At 38.5% G+C, this 22,212-nt stretch carries 21 protein-coding genes, 1 pseudogene, 1 riboswitch and 1 other annotated feature; of the genes and pseudogenes, 21 read left to right on the top strand and 1 reads right to left on the bottom strand.

Translation table 11 applies throughout. The features are described 5' to 3' along the window. Nucleotides 1-165 precede the first annotated feature (165 nt). The 5 genes and pseudogenes from ACIQZA_RS12390 (at nucleotide 166) to ACIQZA_RS12370 (ending at nucleotide 2,901) form a co-directional block, all read left to right on the top strand. The gene (locus tag ACIQZA_RS12390) at nucleotides 166-609 is read left to right on the top strand and encodes a VOC family protein (RefSeq protein ID WP_400933993.1); all 444 of its coding nucleotides are present in this window, start codon (nucleotides 166-168) and stop codon (nucleotides 607-609) included. Between the two features lie 132 nt (nucleotides 610-741). Next, a pseudogene (locus tag ACIQZA_RS12385) lies at nucleotides 742-1,013 on the top strand (SMI1/KNR4 family protein); the annotation flags it as partial. A gap of 92 nt (nucleotides 1,014-1,105) precedes the next feature. Beyond that, nucleotides 1,106-1,378 (top strand): phosphotransferase, encoded by a 273-nt coding sequence (locus ACIQZA_RS12380; protein WP_402882824.1) that lies wholly within the window; start codon nucleotides 1,106-1,108, stop codon nucleotides 1,376-1,378. A gap of 556 nt (nucleotides 1,379-1,934) precedes the next feature. Next, entirely contained in the window at nucleotides 1,935-2,456 is a 522-nt protein-coding gene (locus ACIQZA_RS12375) for a GNAT family N-acetyltransferase (RefSeq protein WP_400933988.1), read from the top strand. Nucleotides 2,457-2,616: 160 nt separating this feature from the next. Further along, the gene (locus ACIQZA_RS12370) at nucleotides 2,617-2,901 is read left to right on the top strand and encodes a DUF7010 family protein (RefSeq protein ID WP_402882821.1); all 285 of its coding nucleotides are present in this window, start codon (nucleotides 2,617-2,619) and stop codon (nucleotides 2,899-2,901) included. Between the two features lie 250 nt (nucleotides 2,902-3,151). On the opposite strand, the gene ACIQZA_RS12365 is transcribed toward ACIQZA_RS12370, so the two are convergent. Then, nucleotides 3,152-4,105 carry a TRM11 family SAM-dependent methyltransferase gene (locus ACIQZA_RS12365; RefSeq protein WP_402882819.1) on the bottom strand — a complete coding sequence of 318 codons (954 nt, stop codon included), beginning with the start codon at nucleotides 4,103-4,105 and terminating at the stop codon, nucleotides 3,152-3,154. 221 nt (nucleotides 4,106-4,326) lie between these two features. On the opposite strand from ACIQZA_RS12365, the gene ACIQZA_RS12360 reads away from it, so the two are divergent. From ACIQZA_RS12360 to ACIQZA_RS12285, 16 genes are all read left to right on the top strand, one after another. Next, nucleotides 4,327-5,151: a DNA alkylation repair protein gene (locus ACIQZA_RS12360; RefSeq protein ID WP_402882817.1), complete on the top strand. Its 825-nt coding sequence runs from the start codon at nucleotides 4,327-4,329 to the stop codon at nucleotides 5,149-5,151. A gap of 631 nt (nucleotides 5,152-5,782) precedes the next feature. Beyond that, on the top strand, nucleotides 5,783-6,490 hold the full coding sequence (locus ACIQZA_RS12355) for a DNA alkylation repair protein (RefSeq protein WP_402882814.1): 708 nt from the start codon (nucleotides 5,783-5,785) through the stop codon (nucleotides 6,488-6,490). A 271-nt stretch (nucleotides 6,491-6,761) separates the two neighbouring features. Continuing rightward, nucleotides 6,762-6,985: a binding site (T-box leader), on the top strand. A gap of 373 nt (nucleotides 6,986-7,358) precedes the next feature. Further along, complete coding sequence (locus ACIQZA_RS12350) at nucleotides 7,359-8,696, top strand: sodium-dependent transporter (RefSeq protein ID WP_402882812.1); 1,338 nt, start codon at nucleotides 7,359-7,361, stop codon at nucleotides 8,694-8,696. Between the two features lie 1,138 nt (nucleotides 8,697-9,834). Continuing rightward, a complete protein-coding gene (locus ACIQZA_RS12345) occupies nucleotides 9,835-11,193 on the top strand; it encodes an aspartate kinase (protein WP_402882809.1) in 1,359 nt (452 codons plus the stop codon). A 249-nt stretch (nucleotides 11,194-11,442) separates the two neighbouring features. Further along, entirely contained in the window at nucleotides 11,443-11,625 is a 183-nt protein-coding gene (locus ACIQZA_RS12340) for a hypothetical protein (protein WP_132358490.1), read from the top strand. A gap of 217 nt (nucleotides 11,626-11,842) precedes the next feature. Next, on the top strand, nucleotides 11,843-12,526 hold the full coding sequence (locus ACIQZA_RS12335) for an adenosylcobinamide amidohydrolase (RefSeq protein WP_400933974.1): 684 nt from the start codon (nucleotides 11,843-11,845) through the stop codon (nucleotides 12,524-12,526). Further along, a complete protein-coding gene (gene cbiB / locus ACIQZA_RS12330; RefSeq protein ID WP_402882805.1) occupies nucleotides 12,523-13,479 on the top strand; it encodes an adenosylcobinamide-phosphate synthase CbiB in 957 nt (318 codons plus the stop codon). The genes ACIQZA_RS12335 and cbiB overlap by 4 nt, the downstream gene beginning before the upstream one ends. After that, complete coding sequence (locus ACIQZA_RS12325; protein WP_402882803.1) at nucleotides 13,466-14,626, top strand: pyridoxal phosphate-dependent aminotransferase; 1,161 nt, start codon at nucleotides 13,466-13,468, stop codon at nucleotides 14,624-14,626. Before cbiB ends, ACIQZA_RS12325 begins: the two co-directional genes overlap by 14 nt. A 341-nt stretch (nucleotides 14,627-14,967) precedes the next feature. Then, a complete protein-coding gene (locus ACIQZA_RS12320; protein WP_402882801.1) occupies nucleotides 14,968-15,585 on the top strand; it encodes a histidine phosphatase family protein in 618 nt (205 codons plus the stop codon). 3 nt (nucleotides 15,586-15,588) lie between these two features. Next, nucleotides 15,589-16,167 carry a bifunctional adenosylcobinamide kinase/adenosylcobinamide-phosphate guanylyltransferase gene (locus tag ACIQZA_RS12315; protein ID WP_402882799.1) on the top strand — a complete coding sequence of 193 codons (579 nt, stop codon included), beginning with the start codon at nucleotides 15,589-15,591 and terminating at the stop codon, nucleotides 16,165-16,167. 37 nt (nucleotides 16,168-16,204) lie between these two features. After that, nucleotides 16,205-16,981, top strand: a complete 777-nt coding sequence (gene cobS / locus ACIQZA_RS12310; RefSeq protein ID WP_400933960.1) for an adenosylcobinamide-GDP ribazoletransferase — start codon at nucleotides 16,205-16,207, stop codon at nucleotides 16,979-16,981. After that, a complete protein-coding gene (locus ACIQZA_RS12305) occupies nucleotides 16,954-17,553 on the top strand; it encodes a histidine phosphatase family protein (protein ID WP_400933959.1) in 600 nt (199 codons plus the stop codon). Before cobS ends, ACIQZA_RS12305 begins: the two co-directional genes overlap by 28 nt. Further along, nucleotides 17,502-17,894 (top strand): bifunctional adenosylcobinamide kinase/adenosylcobinamide-phosphate guanylyltransferase, encoded by a 393-nt coding sequence (locus tag ACIQZA_RS12300; RefSeq protein ID WP_400933956.1) that lies wholly within the window; start codon nucleotides 17,502-17,504, stop codon nucleotides 17,892-17,894. The genes ACIQZA_RS12305 and ACIQZA_RS12300 overlap by 52 nt, the downstream gene beginning before the upstream one ends. Before the next feature lie 469 nt (nucleotides 17,895-18,363). Beyond that, nucleotides 18,364-18,858 (top strand): ECF transporter S component, encoded by a 495-nt coding sequence (locus ACIQZA_RS12295; protein ID WP_400933953.1) that lies wholly within the window; start codon nucleotides 18,364-18,366, stop codon nucleotides 18,856-18,858. Continuing rightward, a complete protein-coding gene (locus tag ACIQZA_RS12290; RefSeq protein WP_402882794.1) occupies nucleotides 18,855-19,538 on the top strand; it encodes a hypothetical protein in 684 nt (227 codons plus the stop codon). The genes ACIQZA_RS12295 and ACIQZA_RS12290 overlap by 4 nt, the downstream gene beginning before the upstream one ends. Nucleotides 19,539-19,648: 110 nt before the next feature. After that, a riboswitch (cobalamin riboswitch) is annotated at nucleotides 19,649-19,836 on the top strand. A 161-nt stretch (nucleotides 19,837-19,997) separates the two neighbouring features. Further along, on the top strand, nucleotides 19,998-22,211 hold the full coding sequence (locus ACIQZA_RS12285) for a ribonucleoside-diphosphate reductase subunit alpha (RefSeq protein ID WP_402882792.1): 2,214 nt from the start codon (nucleotides 19,998-20,000) through the stop codon (nucleotides 22,209-22,211). The last annotated feature ends 1 nt before the right edge of the window (nucleotide 22,212 follow it).

Here is a 22,212-nt window from a genome sequence, read left to right as displayed (position 1 = left end):
TTTCTGCAACACATTCTATAATATGGCTAAAGCCATGAAATAAAGCCATGAAATAAAGCCACTGGCAATGCTGGTATCTTTTTATTATAGTAATCGCCACTTTGTTAATACTAGAATTTAAATACAGGATATTGCAAAATAACAGAAACAATGGAGGTATGAAAGATGAAGATCCAAAGAATAGATCATGTGGGTGTAATCGTAAATGATCTCTCTGCTGCTAAAGAGTTTTTTCTCGATTTTGGACTTGAGGTGAAAGGGGAATGGGAAATGGAAGGAGAGTTAATGGGATATGCAGTTGGGCTTAATGACGCTAAAGTAGCGTGTGTAGGATTGGGAACGACAGACGGTCAGACATGGATAGAGCTAATCAAATTTTATACACCGTCAGATGAAAAAGATATTCAGCAACCCTTTGCAAATACACTAGGTATCCGACATATTGCATTTACTGTTGAAGATATTGAAGGTGTTGTTGCCAAATTGAAAAAGAAGGGTACGGATATTTTTAGTGAAATACAGCAATATGAAGAAAGTTACAAATTATGCTACGTTCGTGGTCCAGAGGGAATTATTTTGGAGTTGGCTGAGAAAATCAGCGTTGATTAAAAATCATTGAGTATATACGCTGCTCTTTTTCCTTTCTTGAACTACCAATACAATTTGTTCAATAAATGGATTGTTACGTAGGTTTATTATGTAGATGATATGTGTCGATGAAGAAAAGGCGGTAAATTTTAAGTGAAAGAATTTAGAGACTTAATTTCAACAAGAAAACCTGGAGTTGCAGATTTTGATATACAATCAGCAGAAGAAAAATTAGGTGCAGTTTTTCCTGAACAATACAAGGCACTTTTTAGATTAGTTAATAATGCCGAAATCGGCGAATGGACTCTTTTTCCTATCAAAGACCAAAAGAATCCTACAAAAACTTGGGATGATGTCGTAAGGCAAAATCAAAAATGTCTGGTGACCTAATAGCTATTGGTGATGATGGGACAGGGGATAACATATAGCCGAGGAATTGGGCCGATTCCAAGGCAAGTTGTACACTGAACGACCAAAAGTATTGCGAAATTTATCCAATTTAAGCAAGGTTGAGTTTATGAAAAACTACTATCTGCGTTATCGGTCATGGAATGTTTTGTATCATTATATACGCTCCGATGACTGTGAAATTCCGAAGCACCTGTGTAAAATGCTCATAGACTTAGATAACAATGCGGACGAAATATTTAGTCGAATTGAAAAGTTACCAATAGTGCTTTGCCATAGAGATTTTTGGGTGGCAAACGTATTCTATTCGGACAGTAAAATCGTACTTATCGATTGGGATACCGCCGGATGGGGTACATGGGCGAGGATATCGCGAGTTTAATAACTGATGAAGCGGACGGTTGTCATATGCTTGAATACTACCAAAAATGCATTCCGGCATATTACAGGGGTTTTTCGGAATATGCGGATATGTCCCATATATCCGATCATTGTATCTATGAACTAATTCTTGCTATGTTCGGATACAGGCTTGTGGAGTGGTATAAATTCGCTAAGTCGCCCGAAGATAAATCATTACACCTTAATACCTTGCAAAAAATCCATGAGATGAGAAATATGTAGACAAATATAACTATTGTATCATTATATGTAAAAAACTGAATGTATCTGTTTGATGTATCGTTTTAATATATGGAATTTAACAATTTTAAAATAAGAAAATAAATGAAATCAACTAATTATCCATTAATGAATAATTTGAGTTTTGTTTATTATTTCTCCTATCTATTTCTTAGAACTAAAGGTTACAAAACCCTTTAGTAGAATTAACATTGGTGAATATTTTGTGTACCCTATTTTAGGAATTACGGATATGATATTTGGAATGTTTTAGGTTGCGTGTGGAAATAGCTTGTCTTAGGAGAGGAGATAAAAAAATGATTGAATTACGAAAAATAACCAGGGATAACATAGATGAAGTAATAGCACTTGAAGTTGGAGAAAACCAGAAAGACTTTATAGAAACTACTAACCTCAGAAGCTTTGCAGATGCTCATATGTTGAACGCAGACGGGATACCAGCGACTCCTCTTGCCATTTATGTCGATGAAGTTGCGGTTGGATTTTTGATGTATATTTATGATGTGTTGGATCATGAATCATTTGAAAATGAAGTTTTTTACGGGAAGAAGAGCTATTTTATTTGGCATATTATGATTGATAAGAGTCACCAGGGGAAAGGGTATGGCAAACTTGCTTTTGAAAAAATGTTGATGGATATTGAAAATATGCCATATGGGGAAGCTGAATATGTAACCCTCTTTTATCATACAAGTAATGTCAAAGCTAAAACATTATACGCTTCATTTGGTTTTGTAGATACAGGCATCATTCAGGATAATTCGATGTTGGCGATTAAAAAACTAGATGGGAAAATAACAGAATCCTTTGTAGAATAGGATCTCGCGGAAAGAAATGTCGAAGAAAAAAACGATTTTTTTAACTCTGTCTTAGCAAAAATATAATATTTATACCGCAATCGGACGCGATTATTCATGATCTTTTGAGCGATTCATTTTTTATAAAAATCAAACTTGAATCTGCTGAGAAAGCATCCTGATGGCGGAAGGGGATTCCCAGCGTTGGAAACGAAAGAATATGTGGTTCGGTATTATTTTCGGTTTAGAAGGCGTGTTGATAGCCATCGCTGCTGGAATTTATGGATCTACCAATCATTTGGATTTGTTTGTCCCTGTTATGGCTCTTATTGTCGGTGCTCATTTCTTTCCCCTAGCGCACCTTTTCCAGGTAAAGATCTATTATATTACGGGTTCACTTCTTTGTCTGCTTTCGGTAATCGCGCTGTTTACTTTCCCTATAAAAGTTCCCTGGGGTAATTATTAAATTATGGTATGGTGGACATCTGTTGGTTTTGGCTCAGCTCTGATATTGTGGGGGACTGGGGTGGCGGTTTGGATTACTGGACATAGACTACTAAACAGGGCTGTGAATGGATCCGAAGAAGCTTAGGCATTTTTAATAAAACTAACAAACAGAGACCTAGGTAGTTGTCCAGGTCTCTGTTTTATGTAGCAGATTTTTTTAAAAATGATATTCAGCAAATTGCCACTTATGTCGTATCCCAAAAACTAAGTTATTCACATAATAGAATTTGACGTAAAAACGATTGTTTTTTAGCAACGCATCGATCTTTTATAATCAAACCTGCATCTTCTATCATGTCATCAATTGTTTCAATTGTAACGACAATAACCTTATCGGCAATCCGGCGAGCATGTTTTATAATATCAAATTGATCTTCTGGTGATGAATGCGTAAATAAGTTATAAGGTAAATCAATTATGGCGACATCATAGTGTTCCGTTACTTCTGAGATTGGACCTACTGTAACGTTGCCTGTTAACCCAAAATAAGCGATATTTTCGCGGGAACCCTTGCAAACATTGTAATATATATCTCGCCCTTCCATATTAATTCCCATGGAAAGGGCTTCAATTACTACTGTTCCAATACCACAACAAGGGTCGATCGCCCGAATATTTTGAGGCTGGGGAACTGCGATATTCGCAACAGCACGAGCTACTCTTGTACTAAGTGCTGTTGAATAACTGTTTGGTTTGTGTAAATGTTTAAGCCAAATGGATTCACTCTTCATATACTTTCCAAAATGCCATATCCCATCTACTAACATAAGAGCAAATACAATGTCAGGTTGATTTAGGTCTGGTTCTCCGTCAATACATAATCCTATCTCACGTTCGAACAATCGACGCTCTGATTGAGGGATTTTCTTCGTCTCACCTATATCCATACTATTTAAACAAATCACTTTAAAAGTTGCTTCATTTATGTTTATATCCTTCACCATTGTCATGATGTTTTCTACGCTATTATCTTCATATAGCACTTCAAGTCTCTCTTGTATAAAGGGGCTACGGCTTGGATCAATTTTAATATTGCTTATTAAATAGTTTGATTGGGAATCAAGGTTAAAAAATGAACGCATCTCCATTCTGCATAGATCGTACTCGTCAACATGATGGACATATGTGTATATAAATTTATTATTATTTTGCTCGTTGCTCAATTGATTACCATCCTTTTATATTGTTGTTCACTAGATTTTACTAACGTTCATAAAAACAAATGAAGTTACTTATTGTGTAATCGTATCATAGGCGTCTCTTTCAAGCTACTCGATACACAATTATGCCAAGGTTCAGTCGATTAGAGGGAATGGTGGGAATAGTCTGTAAAAAGAGGTGAAATAAAAAACAGGTCAGTTTAGTTATAGGAGGGTGGGTTAAAATGGTTGTAAAAGAAGATATTATACATAGAAAGGGAGCTAGAAAGGCTAGTGAAATCCCTAGTGATGTTTTAATGTTACTGAATCAAGGAAAAATAGAGAGTGTTAATTTAACGGAGTGGCAAGCTGTTCAGCATATTACTTTATTAAAAAATGTTCTACCATCCATTGGGCTAAAAGAAAAGTTAGAATATATACTAACTGAGGTAGAAAAGCAAAAAGTTGAAACGGGAATGAAGACCATACGTTTAATTGGAAGTTTGTTAGATACAGTCTTAATGGATGAGAGTGCAACAAAAAAAGAAGAGCTAATTACAATATGCGCTCATCACGTATCTGATAGTGTCCGATGTTGGGCGGCATTTATGAATAAAAAAAATGATTATTCTTTAGAGGAAAAGCTGTTGTATATCCAACCTTTCGCAGCAGATCATCATTTTGGTGTTCGGGAAATTGCATGGATGTCAATTAGGGAGGATCTTTCGGCAAATATTAAGAAAAGTGTAGATTTGTTAACAGAGTGGGCGAAAAGTGAAGATGAAAACATTCGTAGGTTCAGTTTAGAATCAATCCGTCCTCGCGGAGTATGGACAAAGCATATTGAAATTTTAAAGGAAGAACCGCAAATTGCACTTCCTATTCTAAATTTGCTTAAATCCGATTCAGCTAAGTATGTTCAAGATTCTGTCGGCAACTGGTTAAATGATGCTAGCAAAACTCAAACTGAGTGGGTAAAAAACCTATGTGATGAATGGCAAAAAGAATCTCCAACTAAGGCGACTGAGAGAATCATTAAAAAGGCTCAAAGAACAATTGTAAAAGGTTAGTGGGCTATTCAAAAACTATTATCGAGTTTTTTAAAGTTACTTGCATATTAGAGAATTATATACTGCTTTTAAAGATAAATGGCAAAGAAGTCTATTATAGCATTAAATAATCATCAAGCCGAACAAGCAACAAGTATTAATCTTGTTGCTTGTTCATTTTGTTTTGCTTGATTGCTAAATATAATGTGAAACTAATCGCACTTAACATTATCATAGAAAAAATAAGTGAAAACGTTGCTTTATAGTAAATAGAGGTAATCAATATGACAAGAGAACTCATAATGATGACAACACGTAATAATATATCTTTTTTTGCGCTTGGATTAAAAAAATCTTGAATAATAGCAAATAAATAAGACAAACCGAAAAATATCAAATACTCATAAACAAAAACAGGCTTTACATAATCGGGAATTCCAAAATAAATTATTTCAAATATAAAAATGAGTAACACTATATATTTTGAATATTTGTAAAAAAATTTACCAAAGTACCACCCCTTATCATTAAAATATTAACACATATTGTAAAAAAATAATGAAAGCATTTTAGTTTTCAATCATTAATTGTCTATAGGATAATGATTATGGCAAAATTTTAGAGGGAATACTCCAAGAAGGAAGTGCGAAAAATGAATTTAGAAATGGTAATGCAGGAGCTTGAGGCTCTTGGCAAGGAACGAACTAAAAAAATGTATATGTCCAATGGTGCGCATGAGCCACTTTTTGGTGTGGCAACAGGTGCAATGAAGCCAATAGCTAAGAAAATAAAAATAAATCAACCGTTAGCTGAAGAACTGTATGCTACAGGGAATTACGACGCAATGTACTTTGCAGGCATTATTGCAGATCCAAAGGCGATGTCTATGTCAGATTTTGATCGGTGGATGGATGCGGCATATTTTTATATGCTATCGGATTATGTGGTTGCAGTAACTTTAGCAGAAGCAGATATTGCACAAAAAGTTGCTGACAAATGGATCGCAAGCGGTGAAGAGCTGAGAATGTCAGCGGGCTGGAGTTGTTACTGTTGGCTTTTAGGGAATCGCTTAGACGATGAATTTTCCGAGAGTAAAATTGCCAACATGATTGAAATTGTGAAAAATACGATTCACGAATCGCCAGAACGAACGAAATCTGCTATGAATACTTTTCTATACACTGTTGGGCTTTCATATTTACCGCTCCATGAAAAGGCTGTCGAAATTGCAAAGGAAGTAGGTCCAGTAGAAGTTAGACGGGATAATAAAAAAAGTAGTATCCTACACGCTTATGAAAGTATTCAAAAGGACGTAGATAAAGGAAGACTTGGTTTCAAACGAAAATATGTAAGATGTTAAACAATAGCCGGTCCCAATCAATATTCGAATAAAGGAGATCTATACTTTTTAGAAGGCTTAGAACATCTGTATGTAAATACAGGAAGTTTATATCAAGGGTTTTATTAGAGGGAATAGATTACGAAAATATTAATAAGAATCGCCAGAGAGACGGATGGAACGATCGAAACGACGGAAAGAACGGCCAAAACGACGGATGGAATCTTCGAAATGACTTGACGCCAGTATTTAATGTGTGATAAAAATGATAGTATCAATTCGGAAAATTAATATTTGGGCAATGATAGGATTAAGTAGTGAAAATCTCCCTATTTCAGAGAACTGATGGTTGGTGCGAATCAGTATATAGATTATCATGAATTTCGACCTGGAGCATCTTTCATAAATCACAAATTGTGAGGAAGTGGAAGACGGTAGTGAATACCGTTATCAAATAAAGTGGTGAAGAAATTTTTTCACAACTAGGGTGGTACCGCGATATATATCGTCCCTACGTATTTACGTAGGGACGTTTTTTATTAAGGTCTTCCTCTTGTTGTATTTTCATAACTAGGGTGGTACCGCGATATTTAATCGTCCCTACGTAATTTACGTAGGGACGTTTTTTATTAAGGCTTTACTCTTGTTATATCTTCATAACTAGGGTGGTACCGCGATATTTAATCGTCCCTACGTATTTGCGTAGGGACGTTTTTTGTTAAGGTTTTATTCTTGTTGTATCTTCATAACTAGGGTAGTATCGTGATTTTTTTATTATCCCTACGTTTTCGTTGAGGCGATTTTTATTTGAAAGGACTCACGATAGACCAATATGAATAAGGACCGAATTGTAATAAAAAAGAAATAGAAAAAGAGAGGAGATTAAAAGATGGAATCACAGCAATGGACATCGAAATTAGGTTTCATTTTAGCAGCAGCAGGCTCGGCAATCGGTCTTGGCGCAATTTGGAAGTTCCCGTATATGGCCGGTATTGGAGGTGGCGGTGCGTTCTTCCTTATTTTCATCGGTTTTACTTTATTAATTGGTTTACCATTATTATTGGCGGAATTTGTAGTTGGAAGAAGTACGCAAAAAGAGGCTGTTGATGCATATAGAAATATTGCTCCTAAGACGCTATGGCCGTGGGTCGGTAAATTAGGAATTGTAACATGTTTCATATTGCTTTCATTCTACAGTGTTGTAGGAGGATGGATTTTACTATATTTATGGAATGCAATTACAGGTAGACTATGGGAAGGAAATGGCGCGTACGAAGCCACTTTTAATGAAATCATTTCCAATCCATTTTTAGCGGTTGGGTCACAGCTATTATTTATCCTTATTACTATTTTTATTGTTAGTAAAGGAGTGCAAAATGGTGTTGAAAAAGTAAATAAATATTTCATGCCAGCACTATTTGTTTTATTCTTTGTCTTAATTATTCGTGCTCTTACATTAGATGGAGCTGGAGAAGGGGTTCGCTTCTTCTTACAGCCTGATTTCTCAAATGTAACATCTGAAATTATTTTATATGCGATGGGGCAATCGTTCTTCTCGTTATCTGTCGGTGTTGGAGTAATGGTTACGTATAGCTCATACTTACCGAAAGAAGAAAGTTTACCGCGTTCCGCATTTTCTATCGTCGGTTTAACGCTTGTGATTACATTGCTTGCAGGGCTTGCTATTTTCCCTGTAGTTTTCGCATTTGGAATGGAACCATCACAAGGACCAGGTCTATTATTTATTGTCTTGCCAGCGATTTTCAGTAAAATGGCATTCGGAAAATTTTTCTTCATTATTTTCTTATTACTATTTTTCTTTGCAACTATAACATCAGCCATTTCCATGTTGGAAATTAGCGTGGCCTCTTTAACGACAAAAGGTAAAGGGAAACGTGAAAAAATGGCATTGATGGTCGGATTACTAATCTTTGTTGTAGGGATTCCATCGGCGCTATCATTTGGCGTATTAAGCGATGTGCAATTGTTTGGAAAAACAGTCTTTGATTTAGCAGACTTTGCAGTAAGTAATGTTCTTATGCCACTCGGTGTACTATTAGTGGCGATTTTCGTACCGTTTAAAATGAAGAAAGATGTGTTAATGCAAGAACTAGGTGTAAGTGAAAATAAAGGCTATAAATTATTTGTATTATGGTTATTCTTACTGCGCTATATAGCACCAATTGCAATTATTATCGTATTTTTAAATGTAATTGGATTGATTTAACATACAATACAAAAGGCCCTAGCATAACGTTATGTTAGGGCTTTTCGCTATAAAATGATCTGCTTTGTCATTCGTGTAGTTTTACAAAGTAAACGAAAATACCTCAAAAATATCAATTAAAGTTAATGTTAGCGTTATTTTTTTGTTTCTTCCCTTTCCAAGAAAAAAGTGATCGGGTCCCTCAAAATACTGCTCCGGTTCCTACGAAGTCAGCCCTCCATAGAATAAAAGCTGAAACCAACGCAAATCAAAGGCAATACCAACCTAAAACAGATAAAAAATCAAAAAAAGAATTACTTGACATCATTTGAAATAGCACAAACATCACAAGTTTTTCTGCATATCATAATGGGGAAAGCGTTTTCTTCAATTAATATAGAAGAAAGACACTACAATTTAACTTCTGTCAGTATTCATATGCCACCCTATAGTTTGTAGGAAGAATGTGGTTTAAGTCACTTTTCATCGGGTGTCGCAGAAAGAAGTTAGAGCCTCCGGCGTATTACGGAGTCGGTAAGGTGTTTTTTTTGTGCGTGCACAAACCGATTCCGAACACAATTATCCGAGGCATAGTTGATTCAAGTTTACTGAAAAACACTTGCTAATTTAAGTATGTACAAATGGTTCTTGCATGGTGTACTTTTCGTTATTTGGTTTTATTACGACACTAAGTGAGAGGGGCATGAAACCTTGATTGGCTAATTATCTTGGGATTGTCATGTCCGAAGAGCTTCGGCTTGTAGATGTTGTAATAAAGTCCCACATTCTGCTGTTGAATTGATACATCTTATCTTTATATAAGAAAATACTGCCACATTTATTTTCGAAAAGACGTGATTTGGTTTGTTATGCCAGATCTAACATTGAAAAATTCTGTAAATTTGATGATTTCAGCTAGTTCAGACGAATATTTGTACGATTATAGGAATTTTACGAAAAAAATTTGCAAAATCCTTAACTATTTCCTACGAAATCCGTATAATAAATCAAACAGTGTGAAAATTGTCCATTTTCTTTCGATTAATTGCGTGAATTTTTTAAATTGTATTGACGTGGGGAACGATAATTTGTACACTGTGTACATTCAATTGTTTTTTGGAGGAATACATTTAATTTAAAAAGTTAGGATTTGATGGTTATGATCGTATGTAAATTTGGTGGAACATCTGTAGCAAGCGCAGAGCAAATTCAAAAAGTGGCAAACATTGTAAAATCTAATCCGGCACGTAAAATCGTAGCCGTTTCTGCACCTGGGAAGCGTTCTGGTGACGACATAAAGGTAACTGACTTATTAATTAACCTAGCAATGGCAGCATTAAAAAATGAAGAAATTGAAGAAAAATTGCAAATCGTTGTCAATCGCTTTATGGCGATTGCGGATGGTTTGGAATTAGATCATACAATTTGTGACGTGATCGCTGAAGATTTACGTGAACGTGTACAAGGTGATAAATCGAATGAGGAATTATTTATCGATAGCATCAAAGCGGCGGGGGAAGACAATAACGCGAAGTTAATCGCTGTTTATTTTAATTCAATCGGTATGCCGGCACGCTACGTAAGTCCAAAAGAAGGTTTGATCGTCAATGATTTACCTGAACGAACGTATGCTTTACCAGAGGCTTATGCAAATCTAGCCCCCCTAAAATATACCAAGGAAATTATTGTATTCCCAGGTTTCTTTGGTTACACTAAAGCGGGCATACTGCGTACATTTGACCGTGGTGGCTCAGATATTACAGGCTCTATTTTGGCAGCTGCTGTTGAAGCAGAGCTATATGAAAACTTTACGGATGTGGACTGTGTGTTCTCCGCGAATCCGAAAGTTGTGAATGATCCAGTGGAAATTAAAGAAATTACGTATCGCGAAATGCGCGAATTATCCTATGCAGGCTTTTCTGTTTTCCATGATGAAGCGTTGATGCCTGTTTACAAGATTGGGGTGCCAGTTAACATAAAAAATACAAATAATCCATTAGCCCCGGGTACTCGTATTGTGCCAAGACGCTCTGTAACTGGACGTCCGGTTACAGGTATCTCGGCAGACAGTGGCTTTTCAACTTTATATGTGTCAAAATATTTGATGAATAGGGAAGTAGGCTTTGGCCGTAAGCTTCTACAAATTTTAGAAGATGAAAATATTTCATATGAACACACACCGTCTGGTTTGGACGATATTTCTGTCATTATGCGTTCAAATCAAATTACACTTGAAAATGAAGAAAGAATTCTAGCTCGTGTCAAAAATGAGTTGAATGCAGATGATGTGCAAATGCGTCATGGTTTTTCTATGATTGTTATTGTAGGCGAAGGCATGCGTAATAACACGGGTCTAGCGGCACGTGCTGCAACTGCAATTTCAAAAACAGGTGCAAATATAGAGATGATTAATCAAGGCTCATCTGAAGTTAGTCTAGTATTCGGTGTGCTACAAGAATATGAAAATCAGATTTTACAAGCACTTTATGGGGAATTTTTTGCACATGTGAGAGTATAAGGGAATAAAGTGTAACTTAATCAGTGGGGGTTCTTCAGCCCCACTGTACGGGCAGCTAATGTTCTACCTAACTTTTTGCTTTCGCTAAAATTTTGAATGGGAGTCCTGCACCTGCCGCTGTGCTTTCGGTACAGATCAATTACTGCCCGTAAATGTGGTGTAAACGCTAATCCTTAAACTGGATTAGTGTTTTCTTTTTGACGGGAATACGGTAAAATCAAGGGCGTACATTGATTGGAGGTCTTTCTGTTGAAAAAATTATCGATTGGTATGTTGCTATCAATGATTGGTATACTATTTGTTTGTTTAACGATCATGGATATTTTACCGTCCTCGACAAAAACAATGAAAATTGTTTATATCGGTATTGGCTGGGTGTTTATCATTGCGGGATCAATTATTCGTTTTAAAACTTTAAAACAAAGGCAATAACGGAATATTTCAAAATTGAATTGTGATAAAATGTGGATTTGTGATACAATTTCAAAAAAATAAATAATTCAAGTATTATGAAGTTGTGATGCTGTACGCAAATTCAAAAGGTTTATATTTGGGATAGGTTTTTAATTTAAGACTAAACAGTACAAATTCTTCTTTGTAAGAATTTGTTTTTTTATTTTTTGATATACATTGAATAGGAGGCGAGATAATGCCAGTACTACGTAAGGAAGATATTCATATTTCCGACCATTATGTTGCCATCCAAACAGATTCACCAATGAAGGTCGTATCCTCTGCAGTACATAATCCGGGCTTTGGCTTTTATACACATTTGATGAATCGTTCAGTGCCTTATACGTATGATGAACGCAAACCGCAGTTAGAATTACAACGGTTTTTGCAGTCTGAGGGCTTTCCGATTGACAATACAGTTGCGATGATGACGGCCGTCTATGCCCGATATGCAACAATTCGTGAGTTTACATATGAAGGAATTCAACTTGTCATTATGATTACGGCAGGTCTTGGTAATGCCGTCGATATTACACGTGCCTTTCATCGTCAGGAGCAGTATCATGCTGGGACTATTAATACGTGGGTACTGATAAATGGAAGATTGTCGGATGAAGCTTTATTTCAGGCAATGATTTCTACGACAGAGGCTAAGGTCAAAGCACTTATTGATGAGGGTATAACAGATCCAACAACGGGTACACAAGCTACAGGTACCTCAACGGATAGTTTGTTAATTGCTTCAACAGAAGAAGGCGACTACCATCAATATGCTGGACCGATTACGATGCTAGGAAAAGTCATTGGCCATGGTGTTTATGAAACGATGCGCGAGGCCATTCAAAAATATAAAAAAGACAAAGAGGAGAATCCTTTATGATGGCACTAGTGATTGCCTGTATCATTGGGCTTGTTTTTGATTTAATCTTGGGTGATCCTCCTAAAATGCCTCATCCAGTACGCTGGATTGGGAAGCTCATTCAATCTCAAACAGAATTATGGAATAAAGGAAGAATGAGAAAATTCCGTGGCATGGTCATGTCACTCGCTGTAGTAGGCACAACGATGTTTGTTGTAACGGCCATTATGCTATTAAGCTATCAAGTTAGCCCACTATTTGGCATATTGGTTGAGGGATTATTAATTGGGATTGGACTCGCACAGCGTAGCTTGAAGGAAGCGGCGATGGCAGTCTATGAACCGCTCGTCAAAGGCGATTTTGCTGAAGCTCGTGTAAAGCTTTCTTGGATTGTCGGACGTGACACGGAGAAGTTAGAAGAGGATGAGATTGTACGAGGTGTTGTGGAGACGGTCTCAGAAAATACGAGTGATGGTGTAACCGCACCACTATTTTATGCCTTTTTATTTGGTGCAATAGGGTTATGGGGCTATAAGGCCGTTAATACGTTAGACTCTATGATTGGCTATAAAAACGATAAATATGAAGATTTTGGTATGTTTGCTGCAAAGCTAGACGATGTACTAAATTTTATTCCAAGTCGATTAACAGGTCTACTGATGGTACTAGGTACAAAAAATGAAACGAATGTATCTCTCGGTAAGCGCTTAAAACGTTGGGCAAAGGATGCGAAAAAGCATCCAAGTCCTAATAGTGGTTATTTAGAAGCAGCTACAGCTGTTCAATTAGGGGTACAGCTTGGTGGAAAAAATACATATCAGGGTGTCGTTTCTTATCGAGCGATAATGGGCGAGAAATTAGTTCCATTAACAAAAGAGCATATTGCAACGTCTGTGATTCATATGCGTATCGCGACCTTGCTCTTTACGCTTGTTATGTTAACAGTGGAGGTGTTAATTTTTGCAATTACCTAATCACGGAGCAAATCCGCAAAATGTTTATCATCAGCTAGGACTTAATATGCCCGAAGAGGTGTATGATTTTAGCGAAAATGTTAATTCTGCAGGGCCACCCCTGTTTGTTGAGGCGCGTTGGCGGACATTTTATCCGCTCATTCAACGTTACCCAGATCCGGACGGTGAGCCGTTTTTATCAAAGGTGGCAGCTTTTCATGATGTTCAGAAAGATTCTGTATTACTAGGTAACGGTGCATCCGAGCTTTTTAGTGTTCTAGTTAGACGCTACGCCAATAAGCGTGTTATTATCGTACATCCAACTTTTTCAGAATATGAACGAACATTACGAGCAGTAGGCGCTGAAATTGTGCCTGTCATTGTAGAGGATATTGTCCACTACACATTGCCGATGGAACATCTGAAGCGTGAAATGGCGAACGCAGACGCATTATATATTTGTACACCGAACAATCCGACGGGGGTGCTTCCTAAGAAAGAGGAGCTTCTCGAATTAATCTCTCACGGTACAAAGGTCAATTGTGAGCTGGTCTTTGATGAGGCATTTATTGACTGGGTAGATGAAGCCTGTTCTTTGATCCAATATGTGGCGGAAAATCCTCATTTAATCATCGTTCGTTCGATGACCAAAATGTATGCAATTCCAGGATTACGCCTAGGCTATTTAGTGGCAAGCCCGATAGTTGTTGCTGATCTAAAGTCTATCCTACCGCATTGGAACTTAAATGCTTTTGCCCTTGTTATAGGCACAGGCTGTTTAGATGAACATGAATATTGTGAGCAAGCCATTGCCTATGCTAAAAATCAACGGGAATCGCTACAGAGCTATTTACAAGAACATGGTTGTCAGGTGACGAATAGTGTAACAAATTTTGTATGTTTTACATTACCAAAAAATCAGCAAGCAGATACATTTTTCACATACTGTTTATCAAAGGGCGTCGTCCTGCGCCATACAAAAAACTTTATGGGCTTAAATGGTGAATGGTTCCGAATTGGCATTAAAGATATTGCGGCTATGACGTATTTACAGAATTGTTTGGAGGCGTGGTTAGGTGGTGAAATGAATGCGGTTTTAAGTCGCCTTTCAGCGGATGTCCAATCATCAGTACCTGTCGCTACGCTTTCGAGACATCCACTGAAATAAATAGAGGAATTCAGTCTAAGAACGCCACGTCCTGTGGCAACGACTGAGTGACCAACTTCGTATTGGCCTAAAGCCTCCAGCGGGTGTCACGAAATCGAAAGGAGTGCTTAGGGGATGTTAGCCTAAAATCATCGCATCCATGCGATAACGGCTAACTGACCTGCATCGGCGCTGCTGCCGCTACGCTTTCGCGCAAAAGACATCTGCTGCTGCCGCTACGCTTCCGCGCAAAAGACATCTGCTGCTGCCGCGCAAAAAACATCTGCAGGCCCAAGCACAAAGCCGATTCCCGACACCAATTATGCCGGGTCACAATTGATTGCAAATTAGGGGTGAGAAAGTTGACAACTTTTTATTTAATAAGACATGGCGAAACGATGTGGAATAAAGAGCATCGACTACAGGGATGGTTAGATTCGCCATTATCCGAGGATGGTATTTTACAGGCAGAAAAACTTCGAGATTATATGAAAAAATGCTCTTTTGCAGCGGCATATAGTAGTTCAAGTGGCCGTGCTAAGGAAACGATGCATATTCTTCTAGATAATCGACAGCTTCCAATCTATTATGAGGATAATTTACGGGAAATTTTTTTAGGCGATTGGCAAGGAAAAACTATCGAGGACATTATGACTATACATCGCCTTGATTATGAATTATATACCGATTATCCAGGACAATTCGTCGCAACCCATACGGAAAGCTTTGGTACGGTAACAGAACGAGCCATGTTTACGTTATCGAAAATTGCAGAAAAATATCCCGAGAATAATGTTTTAATTGTGTCCCATGCTGTAACGATTAAATGCATCATTAACGCCATTTTAGGGCGAAGCATCAATCAGCTATGGGCAGAACCATTTATTAATGGTACAAGTGTCACGATTATTGAGAAAGTCGAGCAACAATGGCTCGTGAAAGATATCGGGAACATTCAACATTTACAACAGGAGGCTTAACGAATGCCACTAATTTTCATTACAGGGGGGGTACGTAGTGGTAAATCCCACTTTGCTGAAAAAGCGGCTGTTACTCACTATCAAACAGAGTTTAACCAAGCGCGACGACTTATTTATATTGCTTCTGGAGTAGCGTTGGACCATGAGATGGAGAAGCGCATAGTGCGTCATCAAGCAGATAGACGAGCACAAAATATTGAATGGTTGACGATAGAAGCACCTTATGACATAGCAAAAACATTGCATAAACTGACTGATGGAGATGTTGTGTTATGGGACTGTGTTACGACATGGCTGACAAATGCTTTTTACGAGGGTTTTGATACGGGAACTCCCTGTGTGGAACAACCTTGCTGTTTAGAGCAAAAGCTTGATGTTTTAAAAAAGGCGGTAGAGACGTTACTTGAGAAAAAGGTGACGTTTTTTATCGTCTCAAACGAATTATTCGATGAGCCTCCATATTCTAGCGAGGAAGTAGAATTATACCGACAAACCCTTGGGAGATTACATCAATGGTTCGTTTCTATAGCGGATGAGGCGTATGAAATAAATTATGGTGTCGTAAAGAAATGGAAATCATAAATGACGCTTTGAAAATAAAAAGAAGGAAGGCAAGACGATGAAAAATTTCTGGCATAGCATACAACTTGCGTTTCAATTTTTTACAGTTTTGCCGGTACATAAAGAAATTCCGTTAACAAAGGCAACTATTACCGGGATGTTCGCCTTTTTACCATGGATAGGGGCTCTCATGGGTACTACAGTGGCGGCGGTGATCTATAGTTTAACAGAATGGACGGCAAGCAGTGAGGTTTTGCTTACTTTTGTGATTGTCGGATTATTTGCCTTATTTACGGGTGGTTTGCATTTAGATGGTTTTATTGATATGGGGGATGCTTATTTTTCGTATCGAGATCGTGAAAAGCGGCTAGAAATTTTAGATGATCCACGTGTTGGCGCATTTGGAGTACTATCTGTGCTATTTCTAGTGCTTGGTAAATTTGTGATACTGCATGAGTTATTCGTACAGCATAAATTTGCACTATGGATGCCTGTATTTATTCCGTTATTAACTAGAATAGGCATGAGCTTTTATTTTATGTCGCTCAAATGCTCGAAAGAAAAGGGGCTTGCCTCCTTTTTTAAAACACATATTAAGCCGGGAATACTTATTAGCTTTATGCTTATCACATTAGTTGTGGCGTATAGTAGCTTGTTGTTTGTCATAGGCTTCTCAATTGTTCCACTAGTGTTGATGGCTGTATTAACGATTGCCTTTTTAGTCTTCCGTCAATTTACAGTGCGCAACTTTGGTGGCGTTTCTGGAGATTTACTCGGTGCATCAATTGAAGGAATGGAGGTTGTACTGTGGGTGACGTTGTTATTGTTTACTTGATGAGACATGCCCCAACGATGGAAAATTTGGAGAAGCGATATATCGGCTGGACAGATTCTTCATTAGCTGATGCATCTTTGCTGACTATAGTAGATTCAGATGTCACGAAGGTGTATGGTAGTGATTTGCTGCGCTGTAGGGAAACAGCTGCCCATTATTTTCCGCATGCAACATATGTGTCTGATAAAAGATTTCGTGAGTCGAACTTCGGTGCATTTGAAGGACGAACATATGAGGACTTGAAAACAGATAGTCGCTATTGTGCATGGTTAGATGACCCCGTACAGTCACCGCCGCCAAAGGGGGAAGGTCTTGATGCTTTTTGTGCGCGTGTCATTGAAGGGTTCACTGAGATACCAAAAGGTGAAGATGTTTATCATCTCGTTGTCCATGGTGGAGTTATTCGAGCACTTCTTGTAGAATTTGCACCGACTGAGCAAACTTTTTGGTCGTATCAAACACCGCATGATAAAATGTTTTCTTTAACGTTTACAAGAAAGGCTTGGGAGGAGGGAGCGAGATGCATGTCTTTATCGGAGGCGCCTATAGTGGAAAAACCGACTATGTCATGAAATTGCTTGCAGGTCAAAAAGTTGAGCTAGTAGATGGCAATCTACCTGATGTCAGCCCAGCCTGTGATGTACTAATTATTAAAAACATAGAGAAATGGCTCGTGACACAAGATCTTGAGGATGATGAACCTCTTGTCAAAACTATTTTGAAAAGACTAAAGACTCTTGAAGAAAATTGTGCAGTCTATATAATAGTGACCGATATGGGTCGTGGAGTTGTGCCAATGGAAAAACAGGCACGATTGTTGCGTGATACATGTGGGCGTTTGTACCAGGTATTATTCGCTGAAGCTGAACAAGTCGTACGCATTTGGTACGGTATCGGGGAACAAATCAAATAATATAGTTTTAAAAAAATTTATTAGGCCTTTCATTTGGGGATGAGATTTGCAGGACGTATGCTTTGTAAATAAGTTGATCGGAGTGAGGCTGGGCCTCCAGGAAGCTTTGCTCTGCGCGAAAGTGAAGCGTCAGCGACCAAGCGCCCAACCGGAACAGAAATCAACCCCACGATATGGTAATGAGCCATATTAATGATTTCTAATAAATTGATCCAACAACGGAATTTAAGGATGACATTTTGCTAAACGTATGTCATGCATATAAGTTGATTGGGGTGGAGGATGGGCGACTCCTCGGGGATCAGCGTTACAAATGAGACCCTGCAGCGAAGCGAAACGGCTCATCGAACGCCCCCAGGAAGCTTTGCTCTGCGTGAAAGTGAAGCGTTAGCGACCAAGCGCCCAACCGGAACGGAAATCAACCTACGTTATCATGACGAGCCAAATATAAAAGGAAAGAGGAAATGGGATGGATCGACAAAGATTAATGAAATTGACGCTCACTGCCATGGTAGCGGCAATTTGTGCAGTAGGTGCAGTCATTAAAATACCAACATTTATTTCAACTGCTGCGCTTGACTCTGCACCTGCATTGTTGAGCGTTGTATTTTTATCTCCAGTATTAGCAGGGGTTGCGGGAGTCATTGGGCATTTTATCTCAGCCTTAACTACTGGCTTTCCATATGGGCCACTACATATTATTATCGCAGTAGAAATGTTTATTGTTGTATGGGTCTTTGGGGTAATGCATAAAAAAGGAATGCATTTCTGGAAATGGCCTGTGGCACTTGTTTTCAATGGTGTTGTTGCACCTTTACCATTTTACTTTATCATTAGTCCTGCATTTTACTGGGCGTCACTGACTAGTCTTCCATTGGCAACACTCATAAATCTAGTGATTGTTGCCATTGCGATGCCAATTCTCTCTAAAGTGTTTATGCGTAAGGAAGGTCGAGTACATTGAGAAATGCAATAAAAATAGGTGGGTTGATTGCAACATCTGATAATGCCGCAGCTATTGGTGAAAAACCACAAGATGTTGTGTCTGCTCCAGACAAATTAACGGCATACTTAACGGCGCGTGTTACTTTTATAGAGCAGCTTGCTGCAAATGCTTTACCAAGCCATATTATACTCGCTAATTTTTCAGGGGATGCTGCATGGTCTCGTTACGTTGCAGGCATTCAGCAGGTTTTTGATGAGACGGGTCTTAATTGTCCGCAAATAGACGGTAGTACAGAGTCCAATATGCCGACTCTACAATCAGGTTTGTCTATAACGATGCTAGGTGAGCAGCAAAAACGCACAGCAACTAAGCATGAACAGCTTAGTTGGTACACCTATGGACTACCGCTTGTAGGCAATGAAATCCTTGCACAGCCTGAAGATGTGGCACAGCTCCAACCTATTTTTCAGGCGTGGAAAGAGGGAATAGTGCAGCAAGTATGGCCAGTTGGATCAAAAGGTCTACAAGCCGAATTTACCCGACTTTTTGGCGAGCAACAGGTTAAAAGTTCGTTAGATGTCGAGAAATCGGCTGGTCCATGTGCAGTAGTTTTGCTAGGAATTCAGCCAGAAAAAGAGCAGCTAGCACAAAAAAAATTTCCTAGAAATTTTGAAAAACTACGTAAAACTGCATTGTAATTGGGCTTGTTTCGAGAAAATGTAGCACTTTATAACTTGCAAGGGGCAAAACACCTATTGCAACAATAAACACAATATGTTAGATTTGTTTAGGAGTTAAAACACTATATATAGTATTTTGGACGAGCGGTACCAATATGGTTTAAAAGGGAATTCGGAAAAAGAGTCATCTTAGGCCGAAGCTGTCCCCGCAACTGTAAGTGCTGACAAATGATGAATTGGCCACTGTGAAGAACGGGAAGGCTATCGTTTGGAGGAAGCATGAGCCAGGAGACCTGCCGAGTTGTTCAAGACAGCAACACATTCTTCGGGGATTGAGAAGTGGAGGCGAGAGATTTGTTCACTTCTTTGTGTGCATGTCCTTCATTTCCATTTCCGATTTTACAGCGATCACGTAACCGATAAATGTTGCGTGATCGCTTTTTGTGTTGCTGGAGAAGGAAAGGGAGAGAATGTTACATGACAATTCAAATCGAGCAACAAATTGCTAAGCTCAAGAAAAACTACACAGAGGATGAACTCGAAAGTTTTGTAAGATTATCGGATCGATGGCTACGAAAAAACGACAATGCGACATTTGAAGCATGGGCAGATGCGATGATTTTACAAACGCTTAGCCTCATTGATGAGGAGGAGCCATACTGGACATTTGTCGCAGCTCAAATTTTTTTAGAAAAACTATATGATCAATTTGCAATGCGTCGTGGAGTTTCAGTGAAAGATGTTTATAAAGTTTTCCCAGAACATTTAGCACACTATACAGAAGCTGGATTGTATCATGAAAGTTTAACAACAAAATATAGTGAGCAGGAGCTTCAGGAACTCGCTTCTTATCTAGAATCAAGTCGAGATGAGTTGTTTACGTATATTGGTTTAAAAACATTAATGGACCGCTATGTAGTCCGTGATTACACGAAAATACCAGTGGAATTACCGCAGGAACGATGGATGGTCATTGCGATGACTCTGATGCAGGATGAAACAGAAAATCGTTTAGAAAAAGTCCGTGAATCTTATTGGGCAATGAGTAATTTATATATGACTGTTGCCACACCGACATTATCGAATGCAGGTAAAACACATGGACAGCTATCAAGTTGCTTTATCGATACAGTAGATGATAGTTTACAAAGCATTTATGACACGAATACAGATGTCGCAACATTATCGAAATACGGCGGCGGTATTGGTGTTTATATGGGTAAAATTCGTAGCCGAGGCTCATCTATTAAAGGTTTTAAAGGTGCATCAAGTGGCGTTTTACCATGGATTAAACAGCTTAATAATACGGCGGTTTCAGTCGATCAGCTTGGGCAACGACAAGGAGCTATTGCTGTCTATCTAGATGTTTGGCATAAAGACGTCTTTACGTTTTTAGATTTACGCTTAAACAATGGGGATGAACGTCTGCGTGCCCATGATATTTTCACAGGGCTATGCTTACCGGATATATTTATGGAAACTGTTGAGGCACGTGGGGAGTGGCACTTATTTGACCCACATGAAGTACGAGAGGTTATGGGCTACTCACTAGAGGATTTCTACGATGAGAAAAAGGGTGACGGTTCTTTCCGTACTAAATATGAGGAATGTATCGCGAATCCATTGTTAAGTCGTGAAGTCGTACCAGCTATAGATATTATGAAGCGTATTATGCGCTCACAGCTAGAAACAGGCGTGCCGTTTATGTTCTATCGTGATGAAGTAAATCGTATGAATCCGAATAAGCATGAAGGGATGATTTACAGTTCGAACCTGTGTACAGAAATCTTCCAAAATATGTCGGCTACTGAATTCGAATCTATTACACTAGAAGATGATGTCATCGTAACACGTCGCAAGCCTGGAGATTTCGTTGTATGTAACTTATCATCTATTAATTTAGGTAGAGCAGTACCGGCCGGTGTTCTAGAACGATTAATCCCAGTGCAAGTACGTATGTTAGATAACGTTATTGCGCTAAATACAATTCCAGTAAAACAAGCAGAGCGTACGAACCTACGCTACCGTGGTATTGGGCTTGGCACATTTGGCTGGCACCATTTATTAGCTCTGAAAGAAATTCAATGGGAGTCAGAGGAAGCTGTAGAATTTGCGGACAAGCTATATGAAGAAATTGCGTATTTAACGATTCGTGCTTCTAACGATTTGGCATGTGAAAAAGGAGCTTACCCATTATTTGATGGCTCAGATTGGCATACGGGTGCGTATTTTGACAAACGTGGCTATGACAGCGATAAATGGAACGCTTTACGCGCCGCGGTTGCTGAAAAAGGCATGCGTAACGGCTATGTAATGGCAGTTGCACCGAACTCTTCAACGTCCATTTTAGCGGGCAGTACGGCTACGATTGATCCAATTTTCCAAAAGAGTTATTCAGAGGAGAAGAAGGATTATAAAATTCCAGTAACAGTACCAGATTTATCACCTGTAACGACTTGGTATTATAAATCTGCTTATTTCATCGATCAAAATTGGACAATCAAGCAAAATGCTGCACGAGCACGTCATATCGACCAAGGCATTTCACTTAATTTATATGTTCAAAATACGATTAAGGCGAAAGATTTACTAGCATTGCATATGAATGCTTGGGCGAGCGGTGTAAAAACGACTTATTACGTGCGCTCAACGTCTGTAGAATTGCTAGAATGTGAGTCTTGCGCGAGCTAGG

It is taken from the genome of Lysinibacillus sp. NPDC096382 (assembly GCF_044762845.1).
In the GTDB taxonomy this organism is placed as follows: Bacteria; Bacillota; Bacilli; order Bacillales_A; family Planococcaceae; genus Lysinibacillus.
The sequence above is the reverse complement of the archived record's forward strand: the minus strand, read 5'-3'. Positions and strand labels throughout refer to the sequence as shown.